The following is a 24,763-nucleotide window of genomic DNA, read 5'->3' as shown; positions in this document are numbered from 1 at the left end:
AGACTTCTACAGTAATGTAGTAGGCAGCGGTCCGTGTCGATGTGCTGGCCGGTCGCCGTTCGCGGAGAGGGAGTTGATCTGATGTTCGGCCTGAGTGAGCTGGCGCTTGTGCTCCTCGTGGTGGTCGTCGTACTCGGGGTGAAGAAGCTGCCCGAATTGACGCGTTCCGCGGGCAAGGCCACACGGATCTTCAAGAGCGAAGCCAGGGCGCTGAAGGAACAGGAGCCCGCTGAAGCGTCGGACGCCGGACGGGTCGTCGAAGGCACCGTTCTGCGCCGCGACGACCGGCCCACTCGGGACTGACACTGCGGCCGACTGGACCGACGCGGCCGGATGACGTGGAGTTGGTTCCTGTTGCTCGGCGGAAGGTGCGCCCGGGGGCTCTACGATCTACAGCCTGTGGCGTGGTGACCGGCGGAAGGGAGAGGACGTGAGCGACCGGCGACAGCGTCCCCGGCGGCGGGGGCAGGGTGAGCTGGAAGGGCTGGTCCTGTCGGCCCTGCGTGAGGCGCGCGGCCCGGCGCCCGCAGGCTGGGTGCAGGAGCGTCTCGGCGGAGACCTGGCCTACACGACCGTGGTGACCATCCTGACGCGATTGCTGGACAAGGGGGCGGTGACCCGGGAACGGGCGGGGCGGTCCTTTGTGTGGACGCCGGTCTCGGACCAGGCCGGGCTCGCCGCACGCAAGATGCGCAAGCTGCTCGACGGCGAGAGCGACCGGGAGGCCGTGCTGGCCCGCTTCGTGACCTCCCTGGAGCCCGATGACGAGCGTCTCCTGCGGCAGTTGCTGGGTCCGGAAGGAGAAGTCTGAAGCCTCATGGGGGTGTTCGTCTTCCTGCCCCTGGTGCTGCCGTTGACGGCCTGGCCGGTGGCGCGGTTGGCCGAGCAGCATCTGCATCCGCGGACCGCGACATGGCTGTTGTCGGTGGCGGCGGGGGTCCTGGCCCTGTGCAGCACGGTGTGCCTCGCGCTGCTGATGGTGGTGGGCACCGCCCAACTGCCGGGCAACCCGCTGCCGGACGGCTGGTCGGACGAGGAGGTCCGTGATGCCGTCCCCTGTGACGAAGTCGCGGGAACGGCCGCCATTCCCGCCCTGTTCGTCGTCATGGCCGCCTGTTCGCGAGTGCTCTGGCGCCACCACCGGGTCCGGCGGCGGGCCGAAGAGGCGCTCGCCGGGCTGCCGAGGAAGTCGGTGGCGGTGCTGCCGGACGAGGTGCCCTATGCGTATGCGCTGCCCGGGGGCCGGCGGGGCCGGGTCGTGGTGTCCACGGCCATGCTCGCCACCCTGAACGGGCAGCAGCGGCGAGCGCTCTTCGCCCACGAGCGGGTACATCTGACCGGTCACCATCACCGGTTCCTGCTGGTGGTGCAGTTGGCGGCGCAGGCGAACCGGTTTCTTCGGCCGCTGTGTACGGCGGTGTCCTACACCGTGGAGCGGTGGGCGGACGAGGAAGCTGCGGCCCGGCTGGGAAGTCGTCGGGTGATGGCGCAGACGATCGGCAGGGCGGCGCTGGTCTCGCGGGGTGCCCCTGCGCCGACTCTGGCCGGAGTGGCCTCGGCCGGTCCCGTCCCGCGCCGGGTGGCCGCGCTGCTCGGGCCGCCTCCCACCGTGCATGCCTGGCCGCCCGTCTTCACCGCGGTGGGCCTGGCGGTGTGGACCGCCGCAGCGGGCACCATGGCGTCCGCGCTGTCGTCGGCGAACTCCGCCGTCACCCTGTTCCTCGTGCTCAAGGCGGCCACGCCCTTGTAGCAGACGAGCCGTGCCGCTCGAGGCGGCACGGCTCATGTCGAGGACGCCTCGCGGCTACAGATCGAACTCGTGCGGCGGAAGGTCGAGGGTGAAGCACGCCTCGCGGACGATGGCCTGCTCGTCCTTGTCGAAGTCGCCGTCGGCGCCGCCGATGACGATGCCGATCTGGATGACGGCACGGGCCTCGGCGGGCTTCTTCTTCGCCTTGGCGATCTCCTGCAGCACGCTGACCTTGCCCAAGGCGAAGTCGGCGGTGAGCTTGGCGAGGTTGTCCTCGAAACGACGGCGCAGGTCGTCGGCGGGGAAGTTCTGCAGCACCTCGTTGCTGGCGATGAGCTGGGCGACGCGCTGCCGCTCCGACGGGTCGATGGTGCCGTCCGCGGCCGCGACGAGCGCGCACATCGCCATGGATGCGTCGCGGAAGGCGCCACTCTTCAGATCGTTCTTCTTCGCCACCAGTTGGGTCTGCATGGTGGCAGCGGATTCCTTGATGCGGTCCCACAGGGCCATGAGCGCTCCAGGTCTCGAACGGGAGTCCGTGCCGCATGCGCAGCCCGGACTCCCGTGATTCTACATTTTTGTAGAAGCTTGCAAGGGGCGACAGGTCGATTCCGGGTCCGCCTTCGCTCTCGGTATGTCTTTCGGGAAGTCGCCCACTGCGTCGACGATTTCGGCCGCGACCGCGCCGCCTCCGGCACCGGCCGCGGTGGTGCCGAGGGTCAGCGATCGCTGGACAGGGCGAGGAGTTCGGCGAAGAGGCCTCCGGCGTGGACGAGGTCGTCGTAGCGGCCTTGTTCGGTGATGCGGCCGTGTTCGAGGACGACGATGTGGTCGGCGAGTTTGGTGTTCTCCAGGCGGTGTGTGACGACGATGGTGATGCGGTCGGAGGCGATCTCCTTGATCCGCTCGAAGACGCGGTGCTCTCCACGCGGGTCCATCTGTGAGGTGGGCTCGTCCAGGATGAGCAGGGGCGGACGCCGGTACAGCGCACGGGAGCAGGCGATGCGCTGCCACTGCCCGCCGGAGAGTTCGGCACCGCCGAAGATCTCGCGGGCGAGGAGGGTGTCCAGGCCGGTGGGGAGATCCTGGATCGCCTCGCGCAGGCCGACGGCGTCGACGGCTTCCCATACGGGGTCGTCGTGGTGGGTGCGGGGTTGTCCCAGGGTGATGTTCTCCCGCACACGCAGCGGCCACTGCGCGAAGATCTGCGGGACGAGCCCGGTCTGTGTCCAGACGGATTGCGGGTCGACCTCGGCGAGGTCCATGCCGTTCCAGGTGACACGGCCCTTGTCGGCCAGGTAGATCCCGGTGATCAGTCGCGTGAGCGTGGACTTGCCGGAGCCGTTGGCGCCGACGACCGCGAGGATGTCACCGCGGCGCAGCGTGAGCGAGACGCCGGCGACGGCGGGTTTGTCCTTGCCCGGGTACCGGTAGACGGCCTCCTCCAGGCGGATCTCGGCCACCGGCGCGTCGACTTGGGACGAGCCGCGCCTCGGGGCGCGTGCGGACGCGTCGTCGAGGAAGGCCTGCATGTCGGTCAGGTAGAGGCTGGTGTGGAAGAGGGCAGCGCCGTTGATGATCACTTGGGAGAGGGCGGCCAGTGTCGTCTGTACGGCGACGACCGCGGTCGCGGCCAGGGCGAGTGCGATCCTGCCCGTCACCGCCAGCCACGCCAGCGCGCCCCATGTGGCGACGAGGAACACCCCGGCGGCCAGCGAGGACAGCAGGCCGATGCGCAGGGTGCGGGGCGCGGCGGCCAGTGTGCGGGTGTCGCAGCGCTCGGACAGGGACCGGTACCAGAACACGAGATAGTCCGTCATCGAGTTCGCACGGACCTCGTCGCCGTACTTCGGGGTGGTGGACCACCAGCGCATCATGCCGCGCACGTTGCGGTCGGCCACGTTGGCGTAGTGGATCTCGTAGTCCACCCGCGCGGTCAGGATCGCGCCGACACCGGCGGGGAGCACGGCGAGCAGGAGCAGCGGAAGCAGCAGGGGGTTGAGCACGGAGATCGCCGCTGAGGCGGTGACCATCTTCACGAGCGCGGACAGGAAGCGCTGAGCGTCGGTGACCATGACGTGGGTGCGGATGACGCCCATCTCCGCGGCTTCCTGACGATCGGAGAAGCCGTCGACGGTGTGTGCGGAGGCCTCGACACGGCAGACCGCTTCCACCAGGGCCGTGTCCGTCTCGGTCGTCAGACGCGGCGTGATGCGTCGTTCGGCATAGGTCGCGACGGTGCCGGCGATGCGCGCGAGGCCCGCGGCGACCCCGACGACCATGAGTGCGGGGGCTGCCTGGTGCAATCGGTCGGTGACCGTTCCGTCCGTGAGGAGGGGGTGCATGGCCCGAGCGGTCGCAGCCAGGAGGACCGCGGCGGCGACGCCGACGAGTACCGGGCAGGCCAGCAGCAGGGCCACGGCTGTGCGGTCGATGCGCCAGGCCATACGTACGATGCGGCGCAGCACGGTCGGGATCTGCGCGCACAGTTTGCCGAACGATGCCTCACCGAGCGGGTTGATCGAGTACTCACCGGTGTATGTGATCTCGGCGGGCGGTGGTGGGGGGACACTGCCGGCCTGGTCGTGTGCGGTTTCTGTCGAGGCCAATGGGGCTCCTCCGGATCGATGTCGAGGACGCGCTGCGGCGACATCGAGGTCAACGAAACCGGCCCTCGACTCGAACACACGTATTTCGGTCGGCTCGAAATCCGCATGGAGAAGCGAAAACGGGCCCGTGTAGGCGGCATGGACCCAGGATCCGACGGGGAGTTGCCGCACGAGGGGGTGGCCGAAACGCCGGAGCGATGCCCAGGGGACCAGTGGGGCCGTGGCGGAGTGTTCCGGCGGGCCGGAGGTCCACCGGACGCGGACCGCACCCGGCTCTTCAACCCCCGGTGCGGATACAGGTACTTGGCGAGGAGTGGTCGCCGGCCGAACGGACGGTGGTGAGGACCCGAGCCGAGCCGCCACGTTCGCTCGCCGCCTCGAGTTCCTTGTCACCGTCGGCCGTCGAAGAACGTACTCGGTGACCGAGCTCTTGAGTCGCCGGGATCCGGCGCCCGTCGGTCAGGGTGCGGTGAGGTACGTCCAGTGTTCGGCGACGGTGAAGCCGAGCGATGCGTACACGGACACCGCCATGTCGCTGGCGCGCAGGTATGCGGTGCGCGCGCCCTGGTGATGGCCCTGGCGCACCACGTGCTCGGTGATCAGGGCCCCGTACCCCCGCTTGCGGTGCGCCGCCGCGGTCGAGATGTTGAAGACGCCGATATGGCCGTCGAGGAGGATGCCCATCCCCGTGGCCACGGGGATGCCGTCGACCTCGCCGAGGTAGGCGGTGATCCCGGGGGCGTCCAGCACGGCCGCTGTGAACAGGGGGGTGAAGATCTCCTTGGGTGCCTGGAAGCCTGCGCCCAGCGTGGCGGCATAGAGGTCGGCTTCCGTACCGTTGACGGCTCGTATCCGCAGCGGAGAGTCGGACGGTGCGCTGTGCGGTGCGGCCTCGAGGTCGCGCACCATGAAGGGCTCCCAGGACTGCGCCGTGAGACCGTGTGTGGCTGCCGTCCTCACGATCGCCTCTGCGGGGTGGGACCGCACCTGGACCGACCAGGACACCGGTCCCGCGTACTGCGCCGCCGTCCTCGCCGCCCGGTCGGCGAGGAGTTCGACCTGGTCAGGCGCCGGGACACGGGCGAGGCAGAAGACTCCGTTGACGGAGGGCGCGGGGCTGCCCGTGACGACCATCCATGTCTCGTCCCGGCCGGCCTCCCGGCGCATGCGGGGGTCGGCGCCGGCGATGTGCAGCAGTGCGGCGCCCCAGGCCCGCGCTGCGGCGTCCACACGCGACGGCTCGAGGAGATCGGCGTTCATGTGCAGATCCTATGGTCGGGCCCGTCGTGGTCGCTTCGGGCACCGCCGGTGGGCACACCCGAGGTCGATCGTGAGCATCCGGTTCACAGCGGGGACACGCCGGCACCAGGAGGGCTCTCATTCGAGGCAGCCGGTGAGCCGCAGGTAGCAGTGGCGGGCCGCGGAGAGCAGTTCCTCGGTTTCCCGGGCCGGCCCGCATCCGGCTACCTGATAGGTGCGGCCAGGAGTGAGCCGGGCGAGCGCCTCGGCCCATGCTCCGGGTTCCGCGTGCCAGCGAGGAAGGTCGTGGGTGTCCGCGAGGTCACCGAAGCAGGGGGCTTCGGCGACACAGAGCACCTCGTTCACCGCGCGCCCCGGCGTCGAGAGGTGGAGTGTCGCGACAGGCCGGGCTTGAAGGTCGTCATCAGGGAGCGCCGGTTCGCACATCAGCACCAGCGCTTCGAGGGGTCGGCCGTCGTCACCGAGTGTGTTCACGACGGAACCGTGTCCCACCGGCCAGCCGCCTGTTCCGTGCGCCTGCGGCTCGAGGTCCGCGGAAGGCCCGGAGATCCCCTCGTCGCGCCGGATCGTGCTCGCGACGGTCGCGTCCACCGTTATGGCGATCCTGGGCATCGCCACCTCCTCCGGTCACCAGGTCCTGGTCCGCGTAGAGGCCGTCAGTGCTTCGGGGACGCGATTGCGGCAGGCCTTCGTCACGATCCACGTCCTACGGCCAGTGTCCCGCGCCGACGCGATCCCCTCAAAGGGCGCCGGTCGTGGCCCAAGGCATCTCCGCGGCGGGATTCGGGGGTCCTGTCGAGCGACGCCGCCACGTCACGTTACCCTGGTGGCAACAGCGGCCCCATGGGCCGCACGGCGGTGGGGCCCGCCGTACCCAACCGCGGTGACGTCGCTGCCAACGGTCCCTGCTTGCAATCGAGTGCGTCCTGGGCATGCCCGGCGCTGTGCGAGTAGGAGACCTGTATGGGAGAGGCCCGATCCGACGTGATCAACGAACCCACCGATCCGGACGTCGATCTACGTGTGCCCGCGCAGCGGCGTGAGCTGCGCCGAGGACAGTGGCCGGTCATCGCGGCCGTAGCCGTCGGCGGTGCCATCGGCGCCTGCGCCCGCTACGGGGCGGCTCTGCTGTGGCCGACCGCGCCGGGGGCGTTTCCCTGGACGACGTTCTGGGTGAACGTCATCGGCTGCGCCGTCATCGGTGTCTTCATGGTGATCATCACTGATGTGTGGGCGGCTCACCGGCTGGTCAGGCCCTTCTTCGGCACCGGCGTCCTGGGCGGCTTCACCACCTTTTCCACCTACGCGGTGGACATCCAGCGCCTGGTCGACGGCGGCCATGCTCCCCTCGGGCTTCTCTACCTGGCCGCCACCATGCTGGCGGCGCTGGCGGCTGTGTGGAGCGGGGCCAACCTGACCCGCCGCGTCGTCGAGTGGAGGCAGTCATGACGAGGCTGACCGGAACCGCCCTGCGGATGACGATTCTCATCGGCGAGAACGACACCTGGCATCACAAGCCCCTCTTCTCGGAGATCGTGCACCGGGCGCACGCCGCCGGTCTCGCCGGCGCCAGTGTGTTCCGCGGAATCGAAGGATTCGGTGCCTGCTCCCTGATCCACACCTCGCGGCTGCTGTCGATGAGCGAGGACCTGCCCGTCGCGGTCGTCATCGTGGATTCCGAGGACCGTGTGCGCGCCTTCGTGCCCGAGCTGGACGAACTGGTCGGTGAGGGCCTGGTGATCCTCGACGAGTGCGAGGTCATCCGCTACAGCCGTGACAGGAAGGAGAGCGCGTGAACTGGCTCCTGGTCGTCGCGGGCGCCCTCGTCGGGGCACCGATGCGGTATCTGACCGACCGGGCCGTTCAGTCGAGGCACGACACCGTCTTCCCGTGGGGCACCTTCACCGTCAACGTGGTCGGCTCCACGACCCTCGGATTCATCACCGGGGCGGTCCTCGCCGGCGGTATCTCGTCCAATCTCCAACTCCTGATCGGTACCGGTCTGTGCGGGGCGCTGACCACGTACTCCACCCTGTCCTACGAGACGCTGCGGCTCGCCGAGGAGGGCGCCCGCTTCTTCGCCGCGGCGAACGCCGTGGCCAGCATCGTGGCGGGCCTCGGCGCCGCCTTCACCGGCGCCGCACTGGCCCAGTCGATCTGGGCCTGACCGCGGCGCGGTGGGCGACGCCCTGCTGCGAGGCCTCGGCTCGGCATCCCCATCCCGGCGAAGGTGCCGGCGGCGCACGCACGGTCGCACGGGAGCGGAGACGGAGACCTGGCGCGGGACAGGCTGGTGATCGTCACCTCCTTCTCCGGCCGGTTGTACGGCTCCAGGTCAGCGCAGGCGCGTCTGCTGACGGGGCGGTCGAGTCGGCCGTTGAGGATGGAGATTTGTTAGTGAGGTTTGGTCATATGTACTGTTTAGGCAGCGAGTTGCGATTTGATGAAGGAGGCTTCCTTGCCTCAGGGCCGCGCAACGATCGGGGAGATCCGCAAGGCGCTCGGTGGCGACTGCGAGTGGGTTACTCGGCGGCTACTCAAGCGGAAGGGAAAGCAGTTTCCTGCCCGGGAGGACATAGCGCGGTGGCATGAGGAACCACCAGGCTGGTTCCTGCTGGAGAAGCAGAAGCGGTCCAGTGCCAGGGCCAAGAATCAGGCCGGTAAGGTCGCTATCGTCTGCCCCGGCTGCGGATTCTCGATCGAGGTCAAGCCCACGACAGCGCGTCACCGGAAGGGCTGGGAGGGCCTGTACTGTGGGCGCGGTGCCTGCGATTACGAGCCGCCCCGCAGCGCGGGCATGGTAACCGTGATCGGCCACAACGCGGTCGGATCGTTCACCGGTTGGCGGCACGAATTCCCCAGCGACGAGCAGATCGCCTCGTTCACCAAGGCCCGGGATCTTGCTGCTGCCGCGCTCGCCATCCAACCCGGCAGCCCCATCCAGCTCACGCTCAACAACCTGGTCGCTCCCGCCGGCACGGGTCATCACCTGGTGACCTTCAGCAATGGCTGGAGCACCGGCGTGACCATCGGCAAGGACGGCTCCGTCGAGATCGAAAACCCTCTGGTTGCTGCCGGACTGCACCGTACGGTCCAGGACAGAGACGAACTGGGCATCACCGTCCGCACCTTCACTCACGCGATCTCGCACACGGCTGCGAACGGGACGAAGATCCCCGTCAAGGAGCTTCGCTGCTGGTACCTGGTGGACGGCACATTCCACCCGTTAACCGAGGAGCAGACCTTCGAGGCTCACTGCATCGACCACGAGAGCGGAGAACCGATCCCGCCCGAGCAGGGTGTCCGCTACCTCGACGCCTATCCCGTCGACAACTGACACCGATCCCTGACAAGACGCCGAAGGGAGGGCCGCGATCATGCCGCGACGTCGTAAGAACAAGCGCGTGCTGCGCCCGCTCGCGGCCCCTTTCACCATCGCCGCACCGACCGGTGCCCGTATCCGGGACCGGCTGTGCGTCACCACCGAAGAGGCCGAGGTTCTGTGGCGCGTCGGTGAGCATCTCGGGCACCACCAGCGGGCCGACCTCGCCGAGCGTGTATCGGTCGGCAGGGTGAAGGCGAAGGACAACCAGCGCGCTGCCCGGAAGAAGAACCTCACCGCTGTGTCGTCGTCCCGCTGGGCGGGGGCCATGACCCGCGCCTCGCAGGACCAGTACCAGCTCAGCATGCGCGTCCTGTTCGATGAGCGCGCCTGCCCGCGCCGCGCTATCCGCACGATCTCCCGCCGTCTTGCCGCGCCCTGCGGCAAACGCGCGGGCAAGACGCGAGGCTACGCCGACCAGGCAGAGCGCTACGAGAAGCAGCGCCGCTTACAGATCCTCACCGCCCGGCTAACCGTGGTGGAGGACCGTATCGAATCCGGGCGCCCGTCGATCGTGGTGGGTGGCCGCCGCCTGGCTCAACTGCGGCACAACCTGGAGAAGGCCGAACTCACCGTCGAGGAGTGGCGGCAGCGGTGGGTGGCTGAGCGACTGTTCCTCACCGCCGACGGAGAATCCGGAGCCCCCTTCGGGAACTACACCATCAGCGTCCATCCGGAGACCGGCCAGGTGTCGATCGTGTTGCCCGAGCCGCTGCGGCAGTTGGCCAACGCCCCCCGGGGCCGGTACAACCTGGCCTGCACCGTGGCCTTCTCGCACCGCCGTGAGGAGTGGCTGGACCGGGCGATGGCCAACCGGGCCGTCCGCTACGACATCGTGTATGACCCCGCGCGTGACCGCTGGTAGCTGGATGCCTCGTGGTCCTGCGGTCCTGTCGTGCTGCCGACGCCCAAGGAGATCCAGGCATCCGGCGAACGCCTGCTCGGTATCGACCTGAACGCCGATCACCTGGCTGCCTACCTGCTCGACCCGCACGGCAACCCCGTCGGCGACCCCATCACCGTACCGCTGGAGATGTCCGGCCCCGCCTCGACACGGGACGGACGGCTCCGCGCCGCGGTCACCGAGCTAATCCGCATCGCCAAAGAGCACAGCTGCGCCGGGATCGCGGTGGAGAACCTGGGCTTCGATGACGCCCGCGCTGTGGGCCGGGAGACCATGGGCCGAGGCGCACGCGGGAAGACGTTCCGCCGCACCGTGGCCGGTGTCCCCACCGCCCGCTTCCGTGAACGACTGCGAGCCATGGCCTTCCACCAGGGCCTTGTGGTGATCGCAGTAGATCCCGCCTACACCTCGATCTGGGGCAGCCAGCACTGGCAGCATCCACTCCAGCAGCAGAAGATCACCGTCACGCGGCATCACGGCGCCAGCGTGACGATTGGACGACGCGCACTCGGGCACCGAGCACGGCGACGGCCAGGTGTGACCGCTCCCGACCAGAGGATCGGACAGCGGAGAGCTACCGGCCAGACCGTGCACGTCCCAAGGACGCGTGGGACCGTGAGCCCACCCAGGACAGCGGGCACGCCAAACGGAGGCGACAAGACCCGACTGCGCCAAGGTGACCAGCTCACGCTGTTCCCCGACCTCGAAGACCGTTCGCGAGGTCACCGGACCACCTCATGTCCGGATTCAGGCGAGTTAGCCACCACAGGCCAACCACGCTAAGAACGGTGCTTCGGCCCTGCGGACAGGGACCGGCATGCGATGCGGACAGTGAAGCATAAATCGCTGAAAATAGGCGGAGTCGTAGGCTCGTACGTCGGACGGGCAGGAATGGACGGCCGGACGTGCGCTCTCCCGCGACGGCCTTGTCGGGGAGGGCTGTTGGCCGTCGCCTGCCGTCCCGTTGCCGGAGTGCTTTCGACGCCGGCGGGCGCTTCTGCATCCACCGGCACGGCTGGCACACTGGTCGCCGTGTCCAGGGACCTTCGGATCGGCCTGCTCGGTGCGGCCGCCATCGCGCCGAGCGCGCTGATCAAGCCCGCACGTCTGATGCGGCGCGTCACCGTGACCGCCGTCGCGGCTCGGGACCGGCAACGCGCCGAGACGTTCGCCCGCAAGCACGGCATCCCGGTGGTCCACGCCGACTACGACGCACTGCTTGCCGACCCGCGGGTGGACGCCGTGTACGTGCCCCTCCCCAACGGGTTGCACGCCCAGTGGACCCTGAAAGCCCTCGAGGCCGGCAAGCACGTGCTGTGCGAGAAGCCGTTCGCCGCCGACCGCGCCGAAGCCGAACGCGTCGCGGACGCCGCCGACGCCGCGTTCGCGCGCAGCGGCCTGGTGGTGATGGAGGCCTTCCACTACCGCCATCACTCGCTCGCCGAACGGATGCGAGCGATCGTGGCGGGCGGCGAGCTGGGAAAGCTGCGTCACGTCGAAGCCGAAGTGTGCTTTCCGCTACCCCGGTTCAGTGACATCCGGTACGACTACGCACTTGCGGGCGGCGCGACGATGGACGCAGGCTGCTACGCCGTGCACGTCGCCCGGCTGCTCGGCAACGGCGACCCCGCGGTGACCTCGGCCAGGATGCTGACGTTGCGCAAGGACCCGCGCATCGACCGTGCCATGAGTGCCGAACTCGAATTCCCGGACGGGGTGACCGGACGGGTCAGGGCGTCCATGTGGTCGCGTCATGTGCTGTCGATCCGGGCCCGGGCGGTCGGCTCGAGCGGCGAGCTGAGGGTGACCAACTTCCTGATGCCCCAGCTCTACCACCGGTTGACGATCCGTGCGCCACGCGGCGGGGGAGGGCGCACGGTGCGGCGTGAGCGTGTGCCGCGGAACCCGTCGAGCTACGCCTGCCAACTGGAGGCGTTCGCCGCCGCCGTCCTGGACGGCGGCCCGGTCCTCACGTCCGCCAGGGACGCGGTGACGAACATGGGCGTCCTCGACAGCATTTACCGTGCCTCCGGGCTGCCGCTGCGCGGTGGATCGAAGGATCAGGCCGCGGCCGGGTGACCCGTTCCGGCTACCGCCGGGAGCCGGGAAACAGGCGTGCGGCCGAAGGCTCGTGGGGGAGCCCTCAGTCCCGGATGTCCTGCAACAGCCAGTCGCGGGGGATCTCGTGGCCCAGGCCGCGTTCACGGGCGCGCTCGTAGACGATCGCCGCGAGGGCGTGGAACTGGGCGCCCTGGATGTTGCCGCGTTCGGAGAACGTCACCTGGCGGTCGTCGTCCCGGGCCCGGGCACGTCCGGCCAATACGTCCTCGAGGTGGACGACCCGTGTGTCGCTCGGCGGCCGGCGCGATCCTCTGCCGTGCTGATGGCGGTCCCAGACGGCGGCCTCCGGGCGGGCACGGTAGGTCACGTACTCGTCGTCGGTTGCCCAGTCGGGCGCCGACGACGGCACGCTGGCGCTGCCGAGCCGCAGCCACACGTCGAAGCGCTCTCGTGCGTCGGAGTCCGGGCGTCCGCCGATGCAGGTGACGTGCGTGCCCGGGCGAAGCCGGCGGCCCAGGACGACGTCGCCGACCGCGTCGGTACAGCCGGCCACGAGGTCGGCGCCGTGATGGGCGCTCTCGGGGTCGTCGACCGCCACCACCTCAAGGCCGTGCAATTCCCGCATCCGGGCGGCGAAGCGCTCGCGGTGGGAACGGGTGGGGCTGTAGACCTGCACCCGTTCCAGAGGGCGGACGGTCAGGAGGGCTTCGATGTGGCTGCGCGCCATGCCGCCGGAACCGAGCAGGCCCAGCACGCGGGCGTCCTCCCGGGCACCGAGACGCACGCCGATGGCCGAGTCTGCACCCACGCGCAGGTGCTGCAACAGCCCGTCGTTGAGCAGTGCGACGGGCTCTCCCGTGCGGGCGTCCAGCAGGAGCACCAGCCCGCAGAACATCCCGGGGCGCACACAGTACTTCTCCTGGGTGCGACTGCCGGGGGGACCGGCTTCGGTGAGCACGTCCGACTTCATCCGGATGGCCACATAGCCGCTGCGCGCCGAGCCGCCCTCCATCGTCCCCCACTGGTAGACGCGCTCGTCGTCCACCGGCAGGGCCAGATCGATGCGTGGGCGGCACACACCGATTCCCTCGGCCAGGTCCCGGTACGACTCCTCGAGGGCGCGCACCACGTCGGGCATTGTGAGTACGGCGGCAGTGACCTCGTTGTTCAGGACGAGCATGATCCTCCGTTCGGCCGTGCGGGGGAGGGGGCGCGCCGGGCCCGGTGAGTACGGAGGGGCCGCTCAGGGACGCAGGGGCACGCTCGGGCCCTCGTGCTCCGCCCGGGCCGCTAGATGGCGCCACATTGCCGATACGTTGAACGCCGGGCCGAGGTCGGGCAGTTCGTCGATGTCCTCGACGGGAATCGGGCGCAGAGGCGCCCCGGTGGCCGCCACGGCCAGGGTCGTGCGCGCCAGGGAGTCCACCGCCAGGGCCCGGGTGACGGCCTCGGCGACGGCGTGGGCGGGATCGCCGGTGCCGACGGCCACGAGTCCGTGCCCCCGCAGTACGACCACGGGGCGGTCCCCGAGGTGGTCCGCCATCTCCTCGGCCAGGTCCCGCCTGCGGATCAGGGCCGAGCGGGGCCAGACAGGGATCCCGTCCTGGGCGAGCCGGGCGGCCGGGATGTCGTACGAGCCGATGAGGGGGAGCCAGGGCAGGTCCGCCACGGACGCGGCGACCACAGCGGGCGGATGGGCGTGCACCACGGCCGTGATCTCCGGCCGTGACCGCAGGATCTCGGTGTGGATGGGCAGTTCGCTCGGCGCCTTCCATCCGGAGGGGGTCGAGCCGGTGCCGGCGAGGTCGACCTGCTGCACGTCTTCGACGACCGTGAAGGCGAGCCCGCGCTCGGCGGGTCCGCGTCCGCGTATCAGCAGGGTGTCCGGGCCGGTCCGGGCGCTCACGTGACCCAGGATGTGTTCGACGAGGCCCGTGACGGCGAGTACACGGCAGGCGATGGCGACGCGGTCACGAAGTGCTTCGTAGGACTCCACCTGGATTCGCACACCCCTTGGATTGCGTCCACTGTATTGGCCTGTTGGTATGACTTTAAGCCATTGCGACGAAGGGCGTCAATGAAGCTCCTGGTCATGGGACAATGCGCACATGCCATCGCGACCCAGCCAGGCTCAGCGTGCTGACACCGAAGCCGAGAACCCCGTCAAGGCGGCCGCCCCGGCCGAGGGGCTGTTCAAGGCGGTCTCCTCCAGTCGTGTCTCGCAGCTGATCGTCGACCAGATCCGGATGCTCCTGAAGGAGGAGCGCCTGCAGCCCGGTGACCGGCTGCCCAGTGAGCGCGAGCTGTGTACGCAGTTCGGGGTGAGCCGGGTGACCGTGCGTGAGGCGCTGCGCAGCCTGGAGGCCAGCGGCCTTGTCGAGATCCGGCTCGGTGCCCGCGGCGGCGCGTTCGTGACGGCTCCGTCGTCGCGGCGCGTGGGTGAGGGGCTCGCCGATCTGCTGTCGCTGTCGCCGCTGACCGCCACCGAGGTCACCGAGGCCCGGCTCGTCTTCGAGCTCGGCATCGTGCCCCTCATCATCGAGCGCGCCACGGAGGAGGACCTCGACGCACTGCGCGCCCTGTGCGACGAGCATGCGGAGGCCGTCAAGCAGGGCACCTACGACATGGAGATGTCGGCGGACTTCCACACCAGGGTCGCCGCATGCACGCACAACGGCGCGATCGAGATGCTCGTCCAGTCATTCCACGGCCCGCTGCTGATGAGTCTGCGTGAGGCGCAGAGCATCGAACCGCAGATGGGGCACCGCGGATCGAAGGAGCACCGCAAGTTCGTCGAGGCCATCGCGGCACGTGACGCCGAGGCCGCGACGGAGATCATGCGTACGCACCTGCAGCGGACCGCTTCCCGGGTGAAGGGCGACGGCCGGAGCAGGTGACCCCGAAGTTGCCATGCCCCGGGTCCGGTTGGGCCCGGGGCTCTTTTGTGCTCCCGGCGAAGGCATTATGGTTAGACCATAAGGCGATTGAAAGAGGCTTCGGCCATCACAGGAGGCACCATGGGCAAGAAGGGACGAGTCTTCGTCCGCGGCCTGACCTCGGAGACGTACGGGCTCGGCGAGTACCGTCGCAGGCAGCTCGCCGTCCAGCGGGTCCGCGACGACTCCGTGGTCGTCGACGACGCGAAGGTGGCGCACTCGGGCGACAGCGAGAAGTCCCGGACGTGGTGGAGGGTCGGACCCGGGGACGAGGACTTCCTCACCCAGACGATCCAGGTCCACTTCGTCGAACTGCCGCCCGAGTCAAGCAATCACGGACACGGACACCAGAACGAGGCGGCCTTCTACATCCTCCAGGGCCGGGGCTACGAGATCCACGACGACCAGCGCTACGACTGGACCAAGGACGACCTCGTCTTCGTCCACACCGACTCGGTGCACCGCCACTTCAACCCCTACGACGAGACGGCCACCGCCCTGGTGGTCAAGGCCAAGAGCACCTGGATGTTCATGGGCCTGTGGCAGCAGGGCCGCAGCGGCCCGGTCGAGCGCGAGGCCGAGTTCGGACCCCGTGAGGACTGGTCCCGGATCTGGACACCCGGCGTCACGGACCGCAAGAAGGTCATCTCCCTGGCCGACACCACCTGGGAGAACACCCCGCTCGGCCGCGTCCGGGTGATGTCCTCGCCCGAACGCACCGACGCCCGCATCTTCTCCATCGACGCCTTCGAGCTCGACATCCCCGCCGGCAGCCGCTCGGGCAAGTACTGGAAGATGGCCGACGAGGTGTACTACGTGCTCGACGGCAGCGGGTACGCCCTCCAGTGGGAGGTCGAGGCGGAGATCGCCGAGAAGTACTACGCGCGGGTCGCCCTGGAGCCGACCCGGCACGAGATCACCAAGGGCGACACGCTGTATGTGCCGCAGAACCACGTGTGCCAGCTCTTCTCCTACGACGGCACGCCGCTGCGGCTGCTGTCGGCGCAGAACCGCGTCTTCAAGCACCTCGGGTACGACACGGTGCACTTCATGGAGGACGCTCCCGAGTACCAGGCCGGGCAGAACGCCTGACCGACCGGAACACTTCGGCCCCACACCGTGCCACTGGGTGTGGGGCCGAAGCCACTCCTTGCACATGCCTGTCACGGGCGCGCCGTCGCGGCCTCCTCCGCGGCGGCGACGAGGTCGTCGACGCTCAACAGGGCGGGCTCCCGGGCCGTCTCCAGGCGCAGAGCGAGCGCCCCGTGCACGGTCTTGCGGATCCGGCGCCCGTCCAGACCGGTCAGAAGCTTGCCCACCCGCTGGTGCACGGCCGTGTCCTCGGCCAGCGCGGCCAGTTCGGGCCACTGCGCCGCCAGACCGCGCAGCGAGTCGGCCACGATCAGCGGGACCACCGACTCGTCGGGCAGTTCGGTGTGCACCACGAGGTCGGCGCGCGAGAGGAACGCCTCGTCGACGGCCTCGGCGAAGTTCGTCGTGACGACGAGCAGGGTGCCGGGGCGCTGCGCCCGCAACGAGTCCAGACCACTGAGCACGGCGTCGGTGGCCCGGTGGACGTCGACCGGGTTGGTGTCGAAGGACGCCGCGTGGCGCCGAACCGCGAGCGCCTCGACCTCGTCGACGAGGACCAGGGTGTGGGGCCGGCGGGCGGCCAGCTCCGGGAGCGTCTCGCGGAACAGCCGTGAGACGGCGCGCTGGCTCTCGCCCAGCATCTCGCTGGGGAAGGCGTGCGGATCGACCTCGACGAGCGTCGTCGCACCGTGCGGGGCCAGAGTGCGGGCGGCGGCCTGCGCAAGCCCCTGGGCCAGCGTCGTCTTGCCGGTGCCCGGCGGTCCGGCCAACACGACCAGACCGTGCGGTGCGACGGGCGAACCGGCGAGCCGCCGCCCGTGCCTGAGCACGAGGACGGCGGTCGCGAGCAGCCTCTCCTTGACCCGCGGGTCGATGATCACCGAGTCCCACGGCCCGTCATGATGGTCGGCGGGCAGCGCATGGATCCCGGCGACACCGTGCGGCAGTGCAGTGCTCACCGCTTGCGGCCCCCGTTCACGGCCAGGTGGGGCGCGTGAGCGCCGGCCACTGGACGGTCGTGGGGTCACCGGCCTGCGCGTCCCGGATGTGCTCCGGCGGCTCCTCGAACAGCACCAGCGGATCGCACAGGGCGCGCATCGTCTCCAGCAGACTGTCGAACATGTGGATCCGCACCACCTTCGCCGTGCGGTCCTTCGCGGAGTTGATGTGCTGGTGCCACAGGAAGTGGTCGACGACGATGATGTCGCCCTTCTTCCAGGGGTGCCGCTCGCCGCCTTCCGGCTCTGTGCCCAGATAGCTCTCGCCGCTGCCCTCGACGACATACAGCCAGGCCTCGCCGGGATGCCGGTGCATGGACTGGGCCCGGCCCGGGGCGATCTCGAACATCGCCATCGTGATGCCGGAGGCCTGGTAGCCGATGGCGCGGTCCAGCAGGAACGTGGTGCGTGTGCCGCGCGGGGTGTTGCGCAGCTCCAGTTCGTCCCAGCTGGTGTGCAGTCGGCCCGAGCGGCGTGCCTCCTGGTCGCGGGCGAGTCGCCGCAGCCGCGTCGCGTACGGGTCGGCACCGTCACGGCCCGGCGAGAACGGCGGGCGCGGCGGCAGTTCGGACACGGGGGTGTGGCCCGCGTCCTCGAGGACGGCCATGCCCATCGTCTCCAGCAGCGGCGCGCTGGAGAAGGTGAGGTAGCGCGTCGTGGTCTCGCTCTCGTTGCCGCTGCGGTGCCAGGACCAGGCAGGCAGGTGCAGCGAGTCGCCCGGCCCCCAGTCGATGCGCTTGCCGTCGATCTCGGTCCAGCCCCGGCCGGCCACCACGAACACCATGGCATCCCATGAGTGCCGGTGCAGCGTGGTCACGGTGCCCGGGTCCAGTTCATGGGCCAGCGCGTCCATGGTGCGGGTGGGCCGGTCACCGTCGGCTCCAACGTAGACGCCCACGCGGCTGCCCCGCTCGGTGGGGTGCATCTCGACGTCCTCGAGGGCGACGACGGTGCGCTGGTTCTTGCGCCACTCCTCGATGAAGGCGGCTCGTCGGCGCTTCTGTACGTGGTAGTGAGTGACCTCGGTCGTGGTGTGCGTACTCAAGCGTGTCTCCCAACAGAACGAAATGCACACGGAGTCGGAGGATCAGGAGGTGGCCGGCTGGGCCGTGGGCACGCTGTACTCGCGTACCGTGCGGCTGCGGGCCGCGCTTGCGCCCGACACGGCGGCAGGGACCAGACCGCCGAGGGTCAGTGCCAGAACCGGGCCGAGCGCGCCGGCGGCCAGGCCCATCACCGAGTCGCCGATCGCCGGACCGCCGCGTGAACACATCTGGTAGATGGCGGAGACCCGGCCGCGCAGCTCGTCCGGCGTCTCCACCTGGACCGCGGCGTGGCGGACGGTGGTCGCGACGGCGTCCGCCGCCCCCAGGGCGAGGGCCATGGCGATCGCCACCGGGAACGTGCGCGACTGGGCCAGGCCCACCACGGCCAGGCCGTAGGCCGCCGTGCCCCAGAGCACGATCCGGCCGGCGCGCGCCGTGCGCACCAGCCGGAACACCCATACCGAGCCGATAAGCGCGCCTGCCGAGGGGGCCGCGGACAGCAGTCCGTAGCCGGTGGCGCCCACATGCAGGACGTCTGCGGCGAAGGCGGGCAGCAGCACCCGGTAGGCGCCGAAGACCGTGGCGGTCATGTCCAGGCCCATCAACTGCCAGACGACGGGCCGTTCCGCCACGTAGCGAACGCCCTCGCGCAGGCTTCCCAGCAGGGACCGCCGCTCGCCGCCGCCCGCCAGGGGAGGCACCCGCAACAGGGCGAGGACGACGACGAGCGCGGCGTAGGTGACGGCGTCGAAGACGTACACCGCCCCCGGGCCGCCGACGGCGATCAACACACCCGCGAACGCGGGGCCCACCAAAATGGCCAGTTCGCGCGACGGGTTGAGCAGTGCGAACGCCTCGACGAGCCGTTCGCGCGGCACCATCGCCGGGATCAGCGCCTGCCGCGCAGGCTGGTCGAACGTCGCGGCCGCCGTTGCCAGCAGCGAGGAGACCACGACCGACCACACCGTGGCGGCGCCCGCCAGGGTGATCGCGGCGAGGGCCGCCGACACCAGCAGTGCGACGCCCTGGGTGACCTGGACCAGGCGCCGGCGGTCCAGCCGGTCGGCGTAGATCCCGCCGACCGGTGACAGCACCAGCAGGGCCACCGCTTGGGCCAGACCGACGAGTCCCACCTGCGCGGTCGAGCCGGTGAGCTGGTAGACCTGGTAGAGGTTGGCGGCGACGGCGCCCCTGGTCCCGATCTGGGAGAAGACGACGCCGCCCCAGTAGAGGTCGAAGTCCCTGTTGCGCAGTACCTCGGGTATCGCCATCGGTCAGTCGACCGGGACGAGGGTCACCTTGTCCGGGGCGACCGAGAAGTGCACTTCGGTTCCCGGCGGGATCGACAGATTGGGATTGGAACGGTTGCGGACCTCCAGATCGCCCACACCCACGATGTGGTCCACGACGTCGCCCATGAAGGCGCGGGTGAGGACCGTGCCCGACCACTCGTTGGGCACATCGCCCCGCCGCTCGCGGGACAGGTCGACGCACTCGGGGCGGATCGAGATGAGCACCGTGTCACCGACCGCGGGCGCCGTCTCCACCCCATGTGCCACGAGGCGGCCCTGTGCCGCGTCCACCTGGACCTCACCGCCCGACACCGAGACGACCTTCGCCTCGATGAAGTTGGAGGTGCCGATGAACTCGGCGACGAACCTCGTGGCCGGCTTGGTGTAGATCTCGCGGGGCTTGCCGATCTGCTCGATACGGCCCTGGTTCATCACCGCGATGCGGTTCGACATCACCAGCGCCTCGGACTGGTCGTGGGTGACGTAGATCGCGGTGAGATTCAGCTCCCGCTGAAGGCGCTTGAGTTCGAAACGCATGGTCTCGCGCAGCTTGGCGTCCAGATTGGACAGTGGTTCGTCCAGGAGCATCAGCTCCGGCCGGGTCACCAGGGCGCGGGCCAGAGCCAGGCGCTGCTGCTGGCCGCCGGAGAGCTTGGTGGCGGCCCGGGCCGCGTAGGCTCCGAGTTCGGTGACCTCGAGGACCTGGCCGACGCGGTCCTCGATCTCCTTGCGGCCGGGGCGCTTGGCGCGGGGCATCACCTCCAGCGGGAACGACACGTTCTTGAAGACCGACATGTGCGGCCAGATGGCGTACGACTGGAAGACCATGCCGAGTCCGCGCTGGTTGGCGCGCATGTTGACACCGTGCTTGGAGTCGAACAGCACGCGCCCGCCCAGTGTCACCCGGCCCTCCGTCGGGCGTTCCAGTCCGGCGACGGAGCGCAGGGTGGTGGTCTTTCCGCAGCCGGAGGGGCCGAGGAGCGTGAACAGCTCGCCGTCGTGCACCTCGAAGTCGACCCCGCCGACGGCGAACACACGCGTGCCCGCGTCGGATCGCCGCCCGGAAGCGCGCCCGGAGGTGTCGTCGTAACTCTTCTTGAGGGATTCGACCGTCAACATCGCTGAAGGTCCCTTCGATCAGTTCGCGGAGTCGCTCTGCAGCCCGAAACGGGCACCCAGGCGGTAGGCAATGGAGACGAGGACGACGAGCAGGACGACCATGCAGACGCCCAGGGCGGCCAGGGTGGTGAACTGGCCGTTCTCGAACTGCTCCCAGATCAGCACCGACAACACCTCTTTGCCGGGGCTGTACAGGAGGATCGTGCTGGACAGCTCGCGGAAGGACACGACGAGGATGTAGACCCAGCCGGCCAGGATGCCGCCGCTCATCAGCGGCAGCAGCACACGGCGGAAGGTCTGGAACCACGAGGCGCCGGAGACCGCCGCCGACTCCTCGAGCTCGGGTGACATCTGCGCCATCGCGGACGAGGAGTACCGCATGCCGTACGGCAGGTACCGCGTGCAGTACGACACCAGAAGGATGAGGAGCGTGCCGTAGATCGGCAGCGACATGCGCAGATAGACGAACGACAGCGCCAGACCGAGAACGAGACCGGGGATCACGATGGGGGTGAAGGCCAGCAGGTCGAGCAGCCGTCGGCCCGGGGCCCTGGTGCGCAGGACCACCCAGGAGACGATCGCGGTCAGGAGCATCACCGCTGTCGCGGCACCCACGCCCACGATGAGCGAGTTCTTCAGCGCCGTGAAGGCCAGCGGCATGTCGAAGACGGCACGGTAGTTGGCCAGGCTCATCTGGCTGAGGGTCTTGCGGGTCGGTGCGGCGTAGTACTTCAGCAACGAGGCGTACACGAGGACGGCGACCGGCAGGACCACCGTGAGCAGGAAGTAGAGGATCACTCCGGCGCCCACGAACGGTCGCGCCCTGCCCAGCTCGACCGGGCGAGGCCGGAACGCCTTGCCCGTCACCGTCTGGAAGTTGCGCGAGGAGCGCTGGAGCCAGCTGGAGACCAGCACGCCGACCGCCGCGATGACCAGCAGTCCGATGGCGTAGGCGCCGGCGGCTCCGTAGTCGATGGGGTAGGCGCGCAGGACGAAGTAGATCCGGCTCGTGAACACATAGATGCCGTTCTGCAGTCCGAGCAGTCCGGGCACCTCGAAGCTCTCCAGGGACTGCACGAACATCAGCAGTGCCGCGGAGATCATGGCGGGCCGCAGCAGCGGAACCGTGACCCGGCGCAGGACCGTGAGGCGGTTGGCCCCCGACATGGCGGCGGATTCCTCCAGCGAGGGATCCATCGCCCGGAAGGCGGCCACCATCAGCAGGAACGCCACCGGGGCGAGGTGCAGCCCCTGTACCCAGATCATGCCCCAGACGCTGTAGATGTTGATCGGGGAGGAGCCGAACAGGGGCTTGAAGACGAGTGAGTTGAGGAGCCCGCTCGAGGGATCCCCGAGGAAGATCCACGAGGTGGCGTACAGGATGCCCGGCACGATGAGCGGCACGAGCGAGGCCGCGAAGAACAGTCCCTTGAACGGGGTGTCCGTCCTTACCTGCACATACGCCAGGGCCGTGCCGAGGACGAGCGCGAGTGCGGCCGAACCGAGGGCGAACCACAGCGAGTTCAGCATCATCTCGCCGGACTGCGAGTTGCCGCCGTAGGCACGTGCGAACGCGTTGAAGGAGAGGCCGCTGCCGTCGGCGCTGAGGAAGGTGTCGTGGATCAGGTAGCCCAGGGGCACGATCGCCAGGTATCCGACCACGACGACGGCGCCGCCGACCAGCAGGCCCTGCAGGGACAGCGGGCGCCGCAGCAGGCGCAGCAGCCGGTGCGCCCTGCGGTCCTCCGCGGGCTGTGGTGTGCGTCCGGGACGGGCTTCGGGGTCGTCGTCCCGAGCGGTGGTGGACGTGGGTGCGAGGGTCATCGGTGGTCAGCTCCCCGTCGTGGCGGCGCCGCGCAGCAGCGCGTCGTACTTCTTGTCCCAGGAGCCGTCGTCCTTGCTGAGGCCCTTGACGTCGAAGGGGACGAGGGTGAGGCCGGTGAGGCTCTTGTCCCCGGGGACCTTCGTCGACGGCGTGAGCCCGAGCTTGACGAGTTCCTTCTGCCCGTCGGTCAGCAGCCAGTTGTAGAAGAGCCAGGCGCCGGCCGGATGCTGCGCGTTCTTGATCATGCCGACGCCATTGGGCCGGGCGAAGGCGGGTATCTTCGACACCCCGCCCTGCGGCAGGTGGGTGACGGGGGCGCCCTTCTCGGCCGCGCGGTCCGTGATGTAGGTGTAGTTCATCGCCTCCATCGGCGACTGGCCGGCGGAGAGGAACTGCATCATCGTCGTGTGACCCTTGGACACCTTGGAGTTGGCGACGATGGCCTTCCAGAGCTTGTCCACCTCGGCCTGCGACTTGCCTTGGTCCAGCCAGTACTTGGTGACGTTCTCGAACCAGTCGCTGTCGCTGACCTCGAGCGTCAGCTTGCCCTTGTACTTGGGCAGGGCGAGGTCCTCCCAGCTGTGCGGCTCGTCGGCGGGCTTGATCAGATCGGTGTTCCACGCGGGCTGGAAGACGTTCAGCCGACTCGCCGTCCAGTGCGCGAACTTGCCGGCCGGCTCGACCTTGTCGAGCGAGGAGCCGTTGAAGTCCGCCAGGAGGTTGTTGTCGGACAGGGCCGTCATCTCCAGGAAGTTGGTCTCCACCGTGTCCGCGCCGGCCTTGCCGGCCTGCGCCTCCTGCAGCGCCCGCTGCAGGACCGTCTCGGAGTTGCCGCGGAAGACGCTGACGTGGATGCCGTACTGCTTCTCGAAGGCCTGCGCGATCGGGGTCGCGATGTCCGCGGTCATCGAGGTGTAGAGGGAGAGAGTTCTGCCCTCCTTCTGGGCGAGCTCCTTGGCTTTGGCGACCTGTTGGTCCTTGGGGAGGGCGGCGATCTGCGCGTAGGTGCCGTCCGCCTTGGCGTTGGACGCCGTGGTGACGGCGCCGCCGCATCCGGTGGTGGCGGCCGCGACCAGTAGTCCGGCCAGGGCGAGGGTGGTGTTACGGGTCCTCATGCGGTGCTCTCCTGGAGAAGGGCGTGAAGGGGGAGTGCGGTCAGCCCGCCGTGGGGACGCCGCGCAGCAGCGCGTCGTAGGCGGTGTTCCATTTCTTGGTGTCGGTCTCGGCCGTCTTCGAGAGGCTGTAGGTGGTGGTGCCGGCGGGGATCGGGTCCTTGAAGCCGGGCACGCTCTTGGCCGCCGGGATCCGCAGCGACTCGGCGATGATCTTCTGGCCCTCGGTGAGCACCCAGTCGGTCCACAGCAGGGCCGCGGCCGGGTGACGTGGACGGGCCATCAGCGCGATGCCGTTCGGGCGGAGGATCACCGGTTCGACGGCGGGCCGCCAGGCCACGGGCGCGCCCTTTTTGGCCGCCTTGTCGACGGTGTGACTGTAGACCGAGAGGGCCACGGCGAACTGGCCGGCGCTGAGCAATTCACCCTGCACAGTGTGGCCCTTGACGACCTTGATGTTCGCGGCGATCTTCTTGAACAGGGCGTCCACGGCGGAGGGGCTCATGCCCTTCTCCTCGGTCAGATACGTGTGCATCGACGCGTACCAGTCCCAGTCGCCGACCTCGACGGAGAGCTTGCCCTTCCACTTCGGGTCGGCGAAGTCGGCGAAGTCCTTCGGTTCCTGGCCCGCCTTGACCTTGTCGGTGTTCCAGCCGACGACGAAGGCGTTGAACCGTTCGGCCGTCCATCCTCCGAGGTTCTTCGCGGTGTCCTTCAGACCCGCTTCGGCGGGCCCCTTGTAGGCGTGGAGCAGGTGCTGGCCGTCGAGGGCCCGCAGTTCGAGGTCATTGGTGTCCATGACGTCGTTCTGCGGCTTGTTCGCCTGGTTCTCCTGCAGCGCGCGCTGCAGAACCGTCTCGGAGTTGGCCCGGAACGCGTGGACCTTTATTCCCGGGTAGGCCTTCTGGAACCCGTCGACGAGGTCCTGGATGTCGGTGTTGGAGGTGTACAGGTCCAGTACGCCGCCCTCGCTCTTGGCGTCGGCGAGAAGCTTGTCCGTGCGCTCCTTGCCGGTGAGGGACTCGTACGCGGCGTAGGGGTTCTTGTCGGGGGCGGAGCCGGCGGTTCCCGTCGTCGGCGAAGCGCCGCAGCCGGTGAGGATGAGGCCGCCGACCAGGAGGCCGACGGGGAGAGCACCTTGACGCATCGCACACTCCTTGGACGAAGCGGATGGCTCGAGGGCGGACGGGAAGGGCACAGAGTGTGGGGGAGCGGTGCGGTCGCGCCGACGGCGGGTGGTGAGTCGTCGGCGGAGCGGCTTGCGGCTGCGGTTCGCGTCCGTCCGAGTGCCGGGTTCCTGCATAAAACAGCAGGGTCGGTCTTATGGTCTAACCATCGGACAAGAGCTTTACTCTATTGTTACGGCCCGGGGACGAG

The 24,763-nt window shown here is 69.2% G+C and carries 25 protein-coding genes; 12 read left to right on the top strand and 13 right to left on the bottom strand.

Annotated features, from left to right (window positions below; all coding sequences use genetic code 11):
- Positions 1 to 81: 81 nt before the first annotated feature.
- The 3 genes from ADL25_RS39270 (at position 82) to ADL25_RS39260 (ending at position 1,750) form a co-directional block, all read left to right on the top strand.
- Positions 82 to 303, top strand: a complete 222-nt coding sequence (locus ADL25_RS39270) for a twin-arginine translocase TatA/TatE family subunit (protein WP_059132692.1) — start codon at positions 82 to 84, stop codon at positions 301 to 303.
- A 127-nt stretch (positions 304 to 430) separates the two neighbouring features.
- Complete coding sequence (locus ADL25_RS39265; protein WP_059132691.1) at positions 431 to 811, top strand: BlaI/MecI/CopY family transcriptional regulator; 381 nt, start codon at positions 431 to 433, stop codon at positions 809 to 811.
- Between the two features lie 6 nt (positions 812 to 817).
- Positions 818 to 1,750, top strand: a complete 933-nt coding sequence (locus tag ADL25_RS39260) for a M56 family metallopeptidase (protein ID WP_059132690.1) — start codon at positions 818 to 820, stop codon at positions 1,748 to 1,750.
- 54 nt (positions 1,751 to 1,804) lie between these two features.
- On the opposite strand, the gene ADL25_RS39255 is transcribed toward ADL25_RS39260, so the two are convergent.
- The 4 genes from ADL25_RS39255 to ADL25_RS39240 all read right to left on the bottom strand — a co-directional run bounded on the left by ADL25_RS39255 (position 1,805) and on the right by ADL25_RS39240 (position 6,231).
- The gene (locus tag ADL25_RS39255; protein WP_059132689.1) at positions 1,805 to 2,260 is read right to left on the bottom strand and encodes a tellurite resistance TerB family protein; all 456 of its coding nucleotides are present in this window, start codon (positions 2,258 to 2,260) and stop codon (positions 1,805 to 1,807) included.
- A 209-nt stretch (positions 2,261 to 2,469) separates the two neighbouring features.
- Positions 2,470 to 4,197: an ATP-binding cassette domain-containing protein gene (locus tag ADL25_RS39250; protein ID WP_234381235.1), complete on the bottom strand. Its 1,728-nt coding sequence runs from the start codon at positions 4,195 to 4,197 to the stop codon at positions 2,470 to 2,472.
- Positions 4,198 to 4,818: 621 nt separating this feature from the next.
- A complete protein-coding gene (locus tag ADL25_RS39245) occupies positions 4,819 to 5,619 on the bottom strand; it encodes a GNAT family N-acetyltransferase (RefSeq protein WP_059132687.1) in 801 nt (266 codons plus the stop codon).
- A 117-nt stretch (positions 5,620 to 5,736) separates the two neighbouring features.
- Complete coding sequence (locus tag ADL25_RS39240; protein WP_059132686.1) at positions 5,737 to 6,231, bottom strand: inorganic diphosphatase; 495 nt, start codon at positions 6,229 to 6,231, stop codon at positions 5,737 to 5,739.
- A gap of 351 nt (positions 6,232 to 6,582) precedes the next feature.
- Here ADL25_RS39240 and crcB point away from each other — a divergent pair, with 351 nt between their 5' ends.
- The 7 genes from crcB (at position 6,583) to ADL25_RS39205 (ending at position 11,984) form a co-directional block, all read left to right on the top strand.
- Entirely contained in the window at positions 6,583 to 7,068 is a 486-nt protein-coding gene (gene crcB / locus ADL25_RS39235; protein ID WP_059132685.1) for a fluoride efflux transporter CrcB, read from the top strand.
- Complete coding sequence (locus ADL25_RS39230; protein ID WP_059132684.1) at positions 7,065 to 7,415, top strand: DUF190 domain-containing protein; 351 nt, start codon at positions 7,065 to 7,067, stop codon at positions 7,413 to 7,415. The genes crcB and ADL25_RS39230 overlap by 4 nt, the downstream gene beginning before the upstream one ends.
- The gene (locus ADL25_RS39225; RefSeq protein WP_059132683.1) at positions 7,412 to 7,786 is read left to right on the top strand and encodes a fluoride efflux transporter FluC; all 375 of its coding nucleotides are present in this window, start codon (positions 7,412 to 7,414) and stop codon (positions 7,784 to 7,786) included. The genes ADL25_RS39230 and ADL25_RS39225 overlap by 4 nt, the downstream gene beginning before the upstream one ends.
- Positions 7,787 to 8,077: 291 nt before the next feature.
- Entirely contained in the window at positions 8,078 to 8,956 is an 879-nt protein-coding gene (locus tag ADL25_RS49435) for a hypothetical protein (protein WP_147317794.1), read from the top strand.
- Between the two features lie 40 nt (positions 8,957 to 8,996).
- Positions 8,997 to 9,866 (top strand): hypothetical protein, encoded by an 870-nt coding sequence (locus tag ADL25_RS50080; protein WP_059132681.1) that lies wholly within the window; start codon positions 8,997 to 8,999, stop codon positions 9,864 to 9,866.
- 30 nt (positions 9,867 to 9,896) lie between these two features.
- Positions 9,897 to 10,688, top strand: a complete 792-nt coding sequence (locus ADL25_RS50075; RefSeq protein ID WP_059132680.1) for a hypothetical protein — start codon at positions 9,897 to 9,899, stop codon at positions 10,686 to 10,688.
- A gap of 249 nt (positions 10,689 to 10,937) precedes the next feature.
- Positions 10,938 to 11,984: a Gfo/Idh/MocA family protein gene (locus ADL25_RS39205; RefSeq protein ID WP_199839289.1), complete on the top strand. Its 1,047-nt coding sequence runs from the start codon at positions 10,938 to 10,940 to the stop codon at positions 11,982 to 11,984.
- A 64-nt stretch (positions 11,985 to 12,048) separates the two neighbouring features.
- Here ADL25_RS39205 and ADL25_RS39200 read toward each other — a convergent pair whose 3' ends face one another.
- Both ADL25_RS39200 and ADL25_RS39195 read right to left on the bottom strand, forming a co-directional pair.
- Positions 12,049 to 13,146, bottom strand: a complete 1,098-nt coding sequence (locus tag ADL25_RS39200; protein ID WP_059132679.1) for an ornithine cyclodeaminase family protein — start codon at positions 13,144 to 13,146, stop codon at positions 12,049 to 12,051.
- Between the two features lie 63 nt (positions 13,147 to 13,209).
- Entirely contained in the window at positions 13,210 to 13,962 is a 753-nt protein-coding gene (locus ADL25_RS39195) for a class II aldolase/adducin family protein (protein ID WP_323874558.1), read from the bottom strand.
- Between the two features lie 112 nt (positions 13,963 to 14,074).
- Between ADL25_RS39195 and ADL25_RS39190 the strand changes: the two genes are divergently transcribed.
- Both ADL25_RS39190 and ADL25_RS39185 read left to right on the top strand, forming a co-directional pair.
- Positions 14,075 to 14,863 carry a FadR/GntR family transcriptional regulator gene (locus ADL25_RS39190; protein WP_079050888.1) on the top strand — a complete coding sequence of 263 codons (789 nt, stop codon included), beginning with the start codon at positions 14,075 to 14,077 and terminating at the stop codon, positions 14,861 to 14,863.
- Positions 14,864 to 14,983: 120 nt separating this feature from the next.
- On the top strand, positions 14,984 to 15,994 hold the full coding sequence (locus ADL25_RS39185) for a cupin domain-containing protein (RefSeq protein WP_059132677.1): 1,011 nt from the start codon (positions 14,984 to 14,986) through the stop codon (positions 15,992 to 15,994).
- A 71-nt stretch (positions 15,995 to 16,065) separates the two neighbouring features.
- Here the strand turns inward: ADL25_RS39185 and ADL25_RS39180 are convergent, their stop codons facing one another.
- From ADL25_RS39180 to ADL25_RS39150, 7 genes are read right to left on the bottom strand one after another with little or no spacing between them, the layout of a single operon-like run.
- Positions 16,066 to 16,953: an AAA family ATPase gene (locus ADL25_RS39180; RefSeq protein WP_059132676.1), complete on the bottom strand. Its 888-nt coding sequence runs from the start codon at positions 16,951 to 16,953 to the stop codon at positions 16,066 to 16,068.
- Between the two features lie 16 nt (positions 16,954 to 16,969).
- Positions 16,970 to 18,037: a cupin domain-containing protein gene (locus tag ADL25_RS39175; RefSeq protein ID WP_059132675.1), complete on the bottom strand. Its 1,068-nt coding sequence runs from the start codon at positions 18,035 to 18,037 to the stop codon at positions 16,970 to 16,972.
- Between the two features lie 42 nt (positions 18,038 to 18,079).
- Entirely contained in the window at positions 18,080 to 19,309 is a 1,230-nt protein-coding gene (locus ADL25_RS39170; RefSeq protein WP_059132674.1) for an MFS transporter, read from the bottom strand.
- Positions 19,310 to 19,312: 3 nt separating this feature from the next.
- On the bottom strand, positions 19,313 to 20,449 hold the full coding sequence (locus ADL25_RS39165; RefSeq protein ID WP_059132673.1) for an ABC transporter ATP-binding protein: 1,137 nt from the start codon (positions 20,447 to 20,449) through the stop codon (positions 19,313 to 19,315).
- Between the two features lie 18 nt (positions 20,450 to 20,467).
- On the bottom strand, positions 20,468 to 22,273 hold the full coding sequence (locus tag ADL25_RS39160) for an ABC transporter permease (protein ID WP_059132672.1): 1,806 nt from the start codon (positions 22,271 to 22,273) through the stop codon (positions 20,468 to 20,470).
- 6 nt (positions 22,274 to 22,279) lie between these two features.
- Entirely contained in the window at positions 22,280 to 23,389 is a 1,110-nt protein-coding gene (locus ADL25_RS39155) for an ABC transporter substrate-binding protein (RefSeq protein WP_059132671.1), read from the bottom strand.
- A gap of 40 nt (positions 23,390 to 23,429) precedes the next feature.
- Complete coding sequence (locus tag ADL25_RS39150) at positions 23,430 to 24,533, bottom strand: ABC transporter substrate-binding protein (RefSeq protein WP_059132670.1); 1,104 nt, start codon at positions 24,531 to 24,533, stop codon at positions 23,430 to 23,432.
- Positions 24,534 to 24,763 lie beyond the last annotated feature (230 nt).

The sequence above is a fragment of the Streptomyces sp. NRRL F-5122 genome (genome assembly GCF_001507435.1).
Taxonomy (GTDB): domain Bacteria; phylum Actinomycetota; class Actinomycetes; order Streptomycetales; family Streptomycetaceae; genus Streptomyces; species Streptomyces lannensis.
Note: the sequence above shows the minus strand (reverse complement) of the source record. Positions and strands in the feature narration are given on the sequence as shown.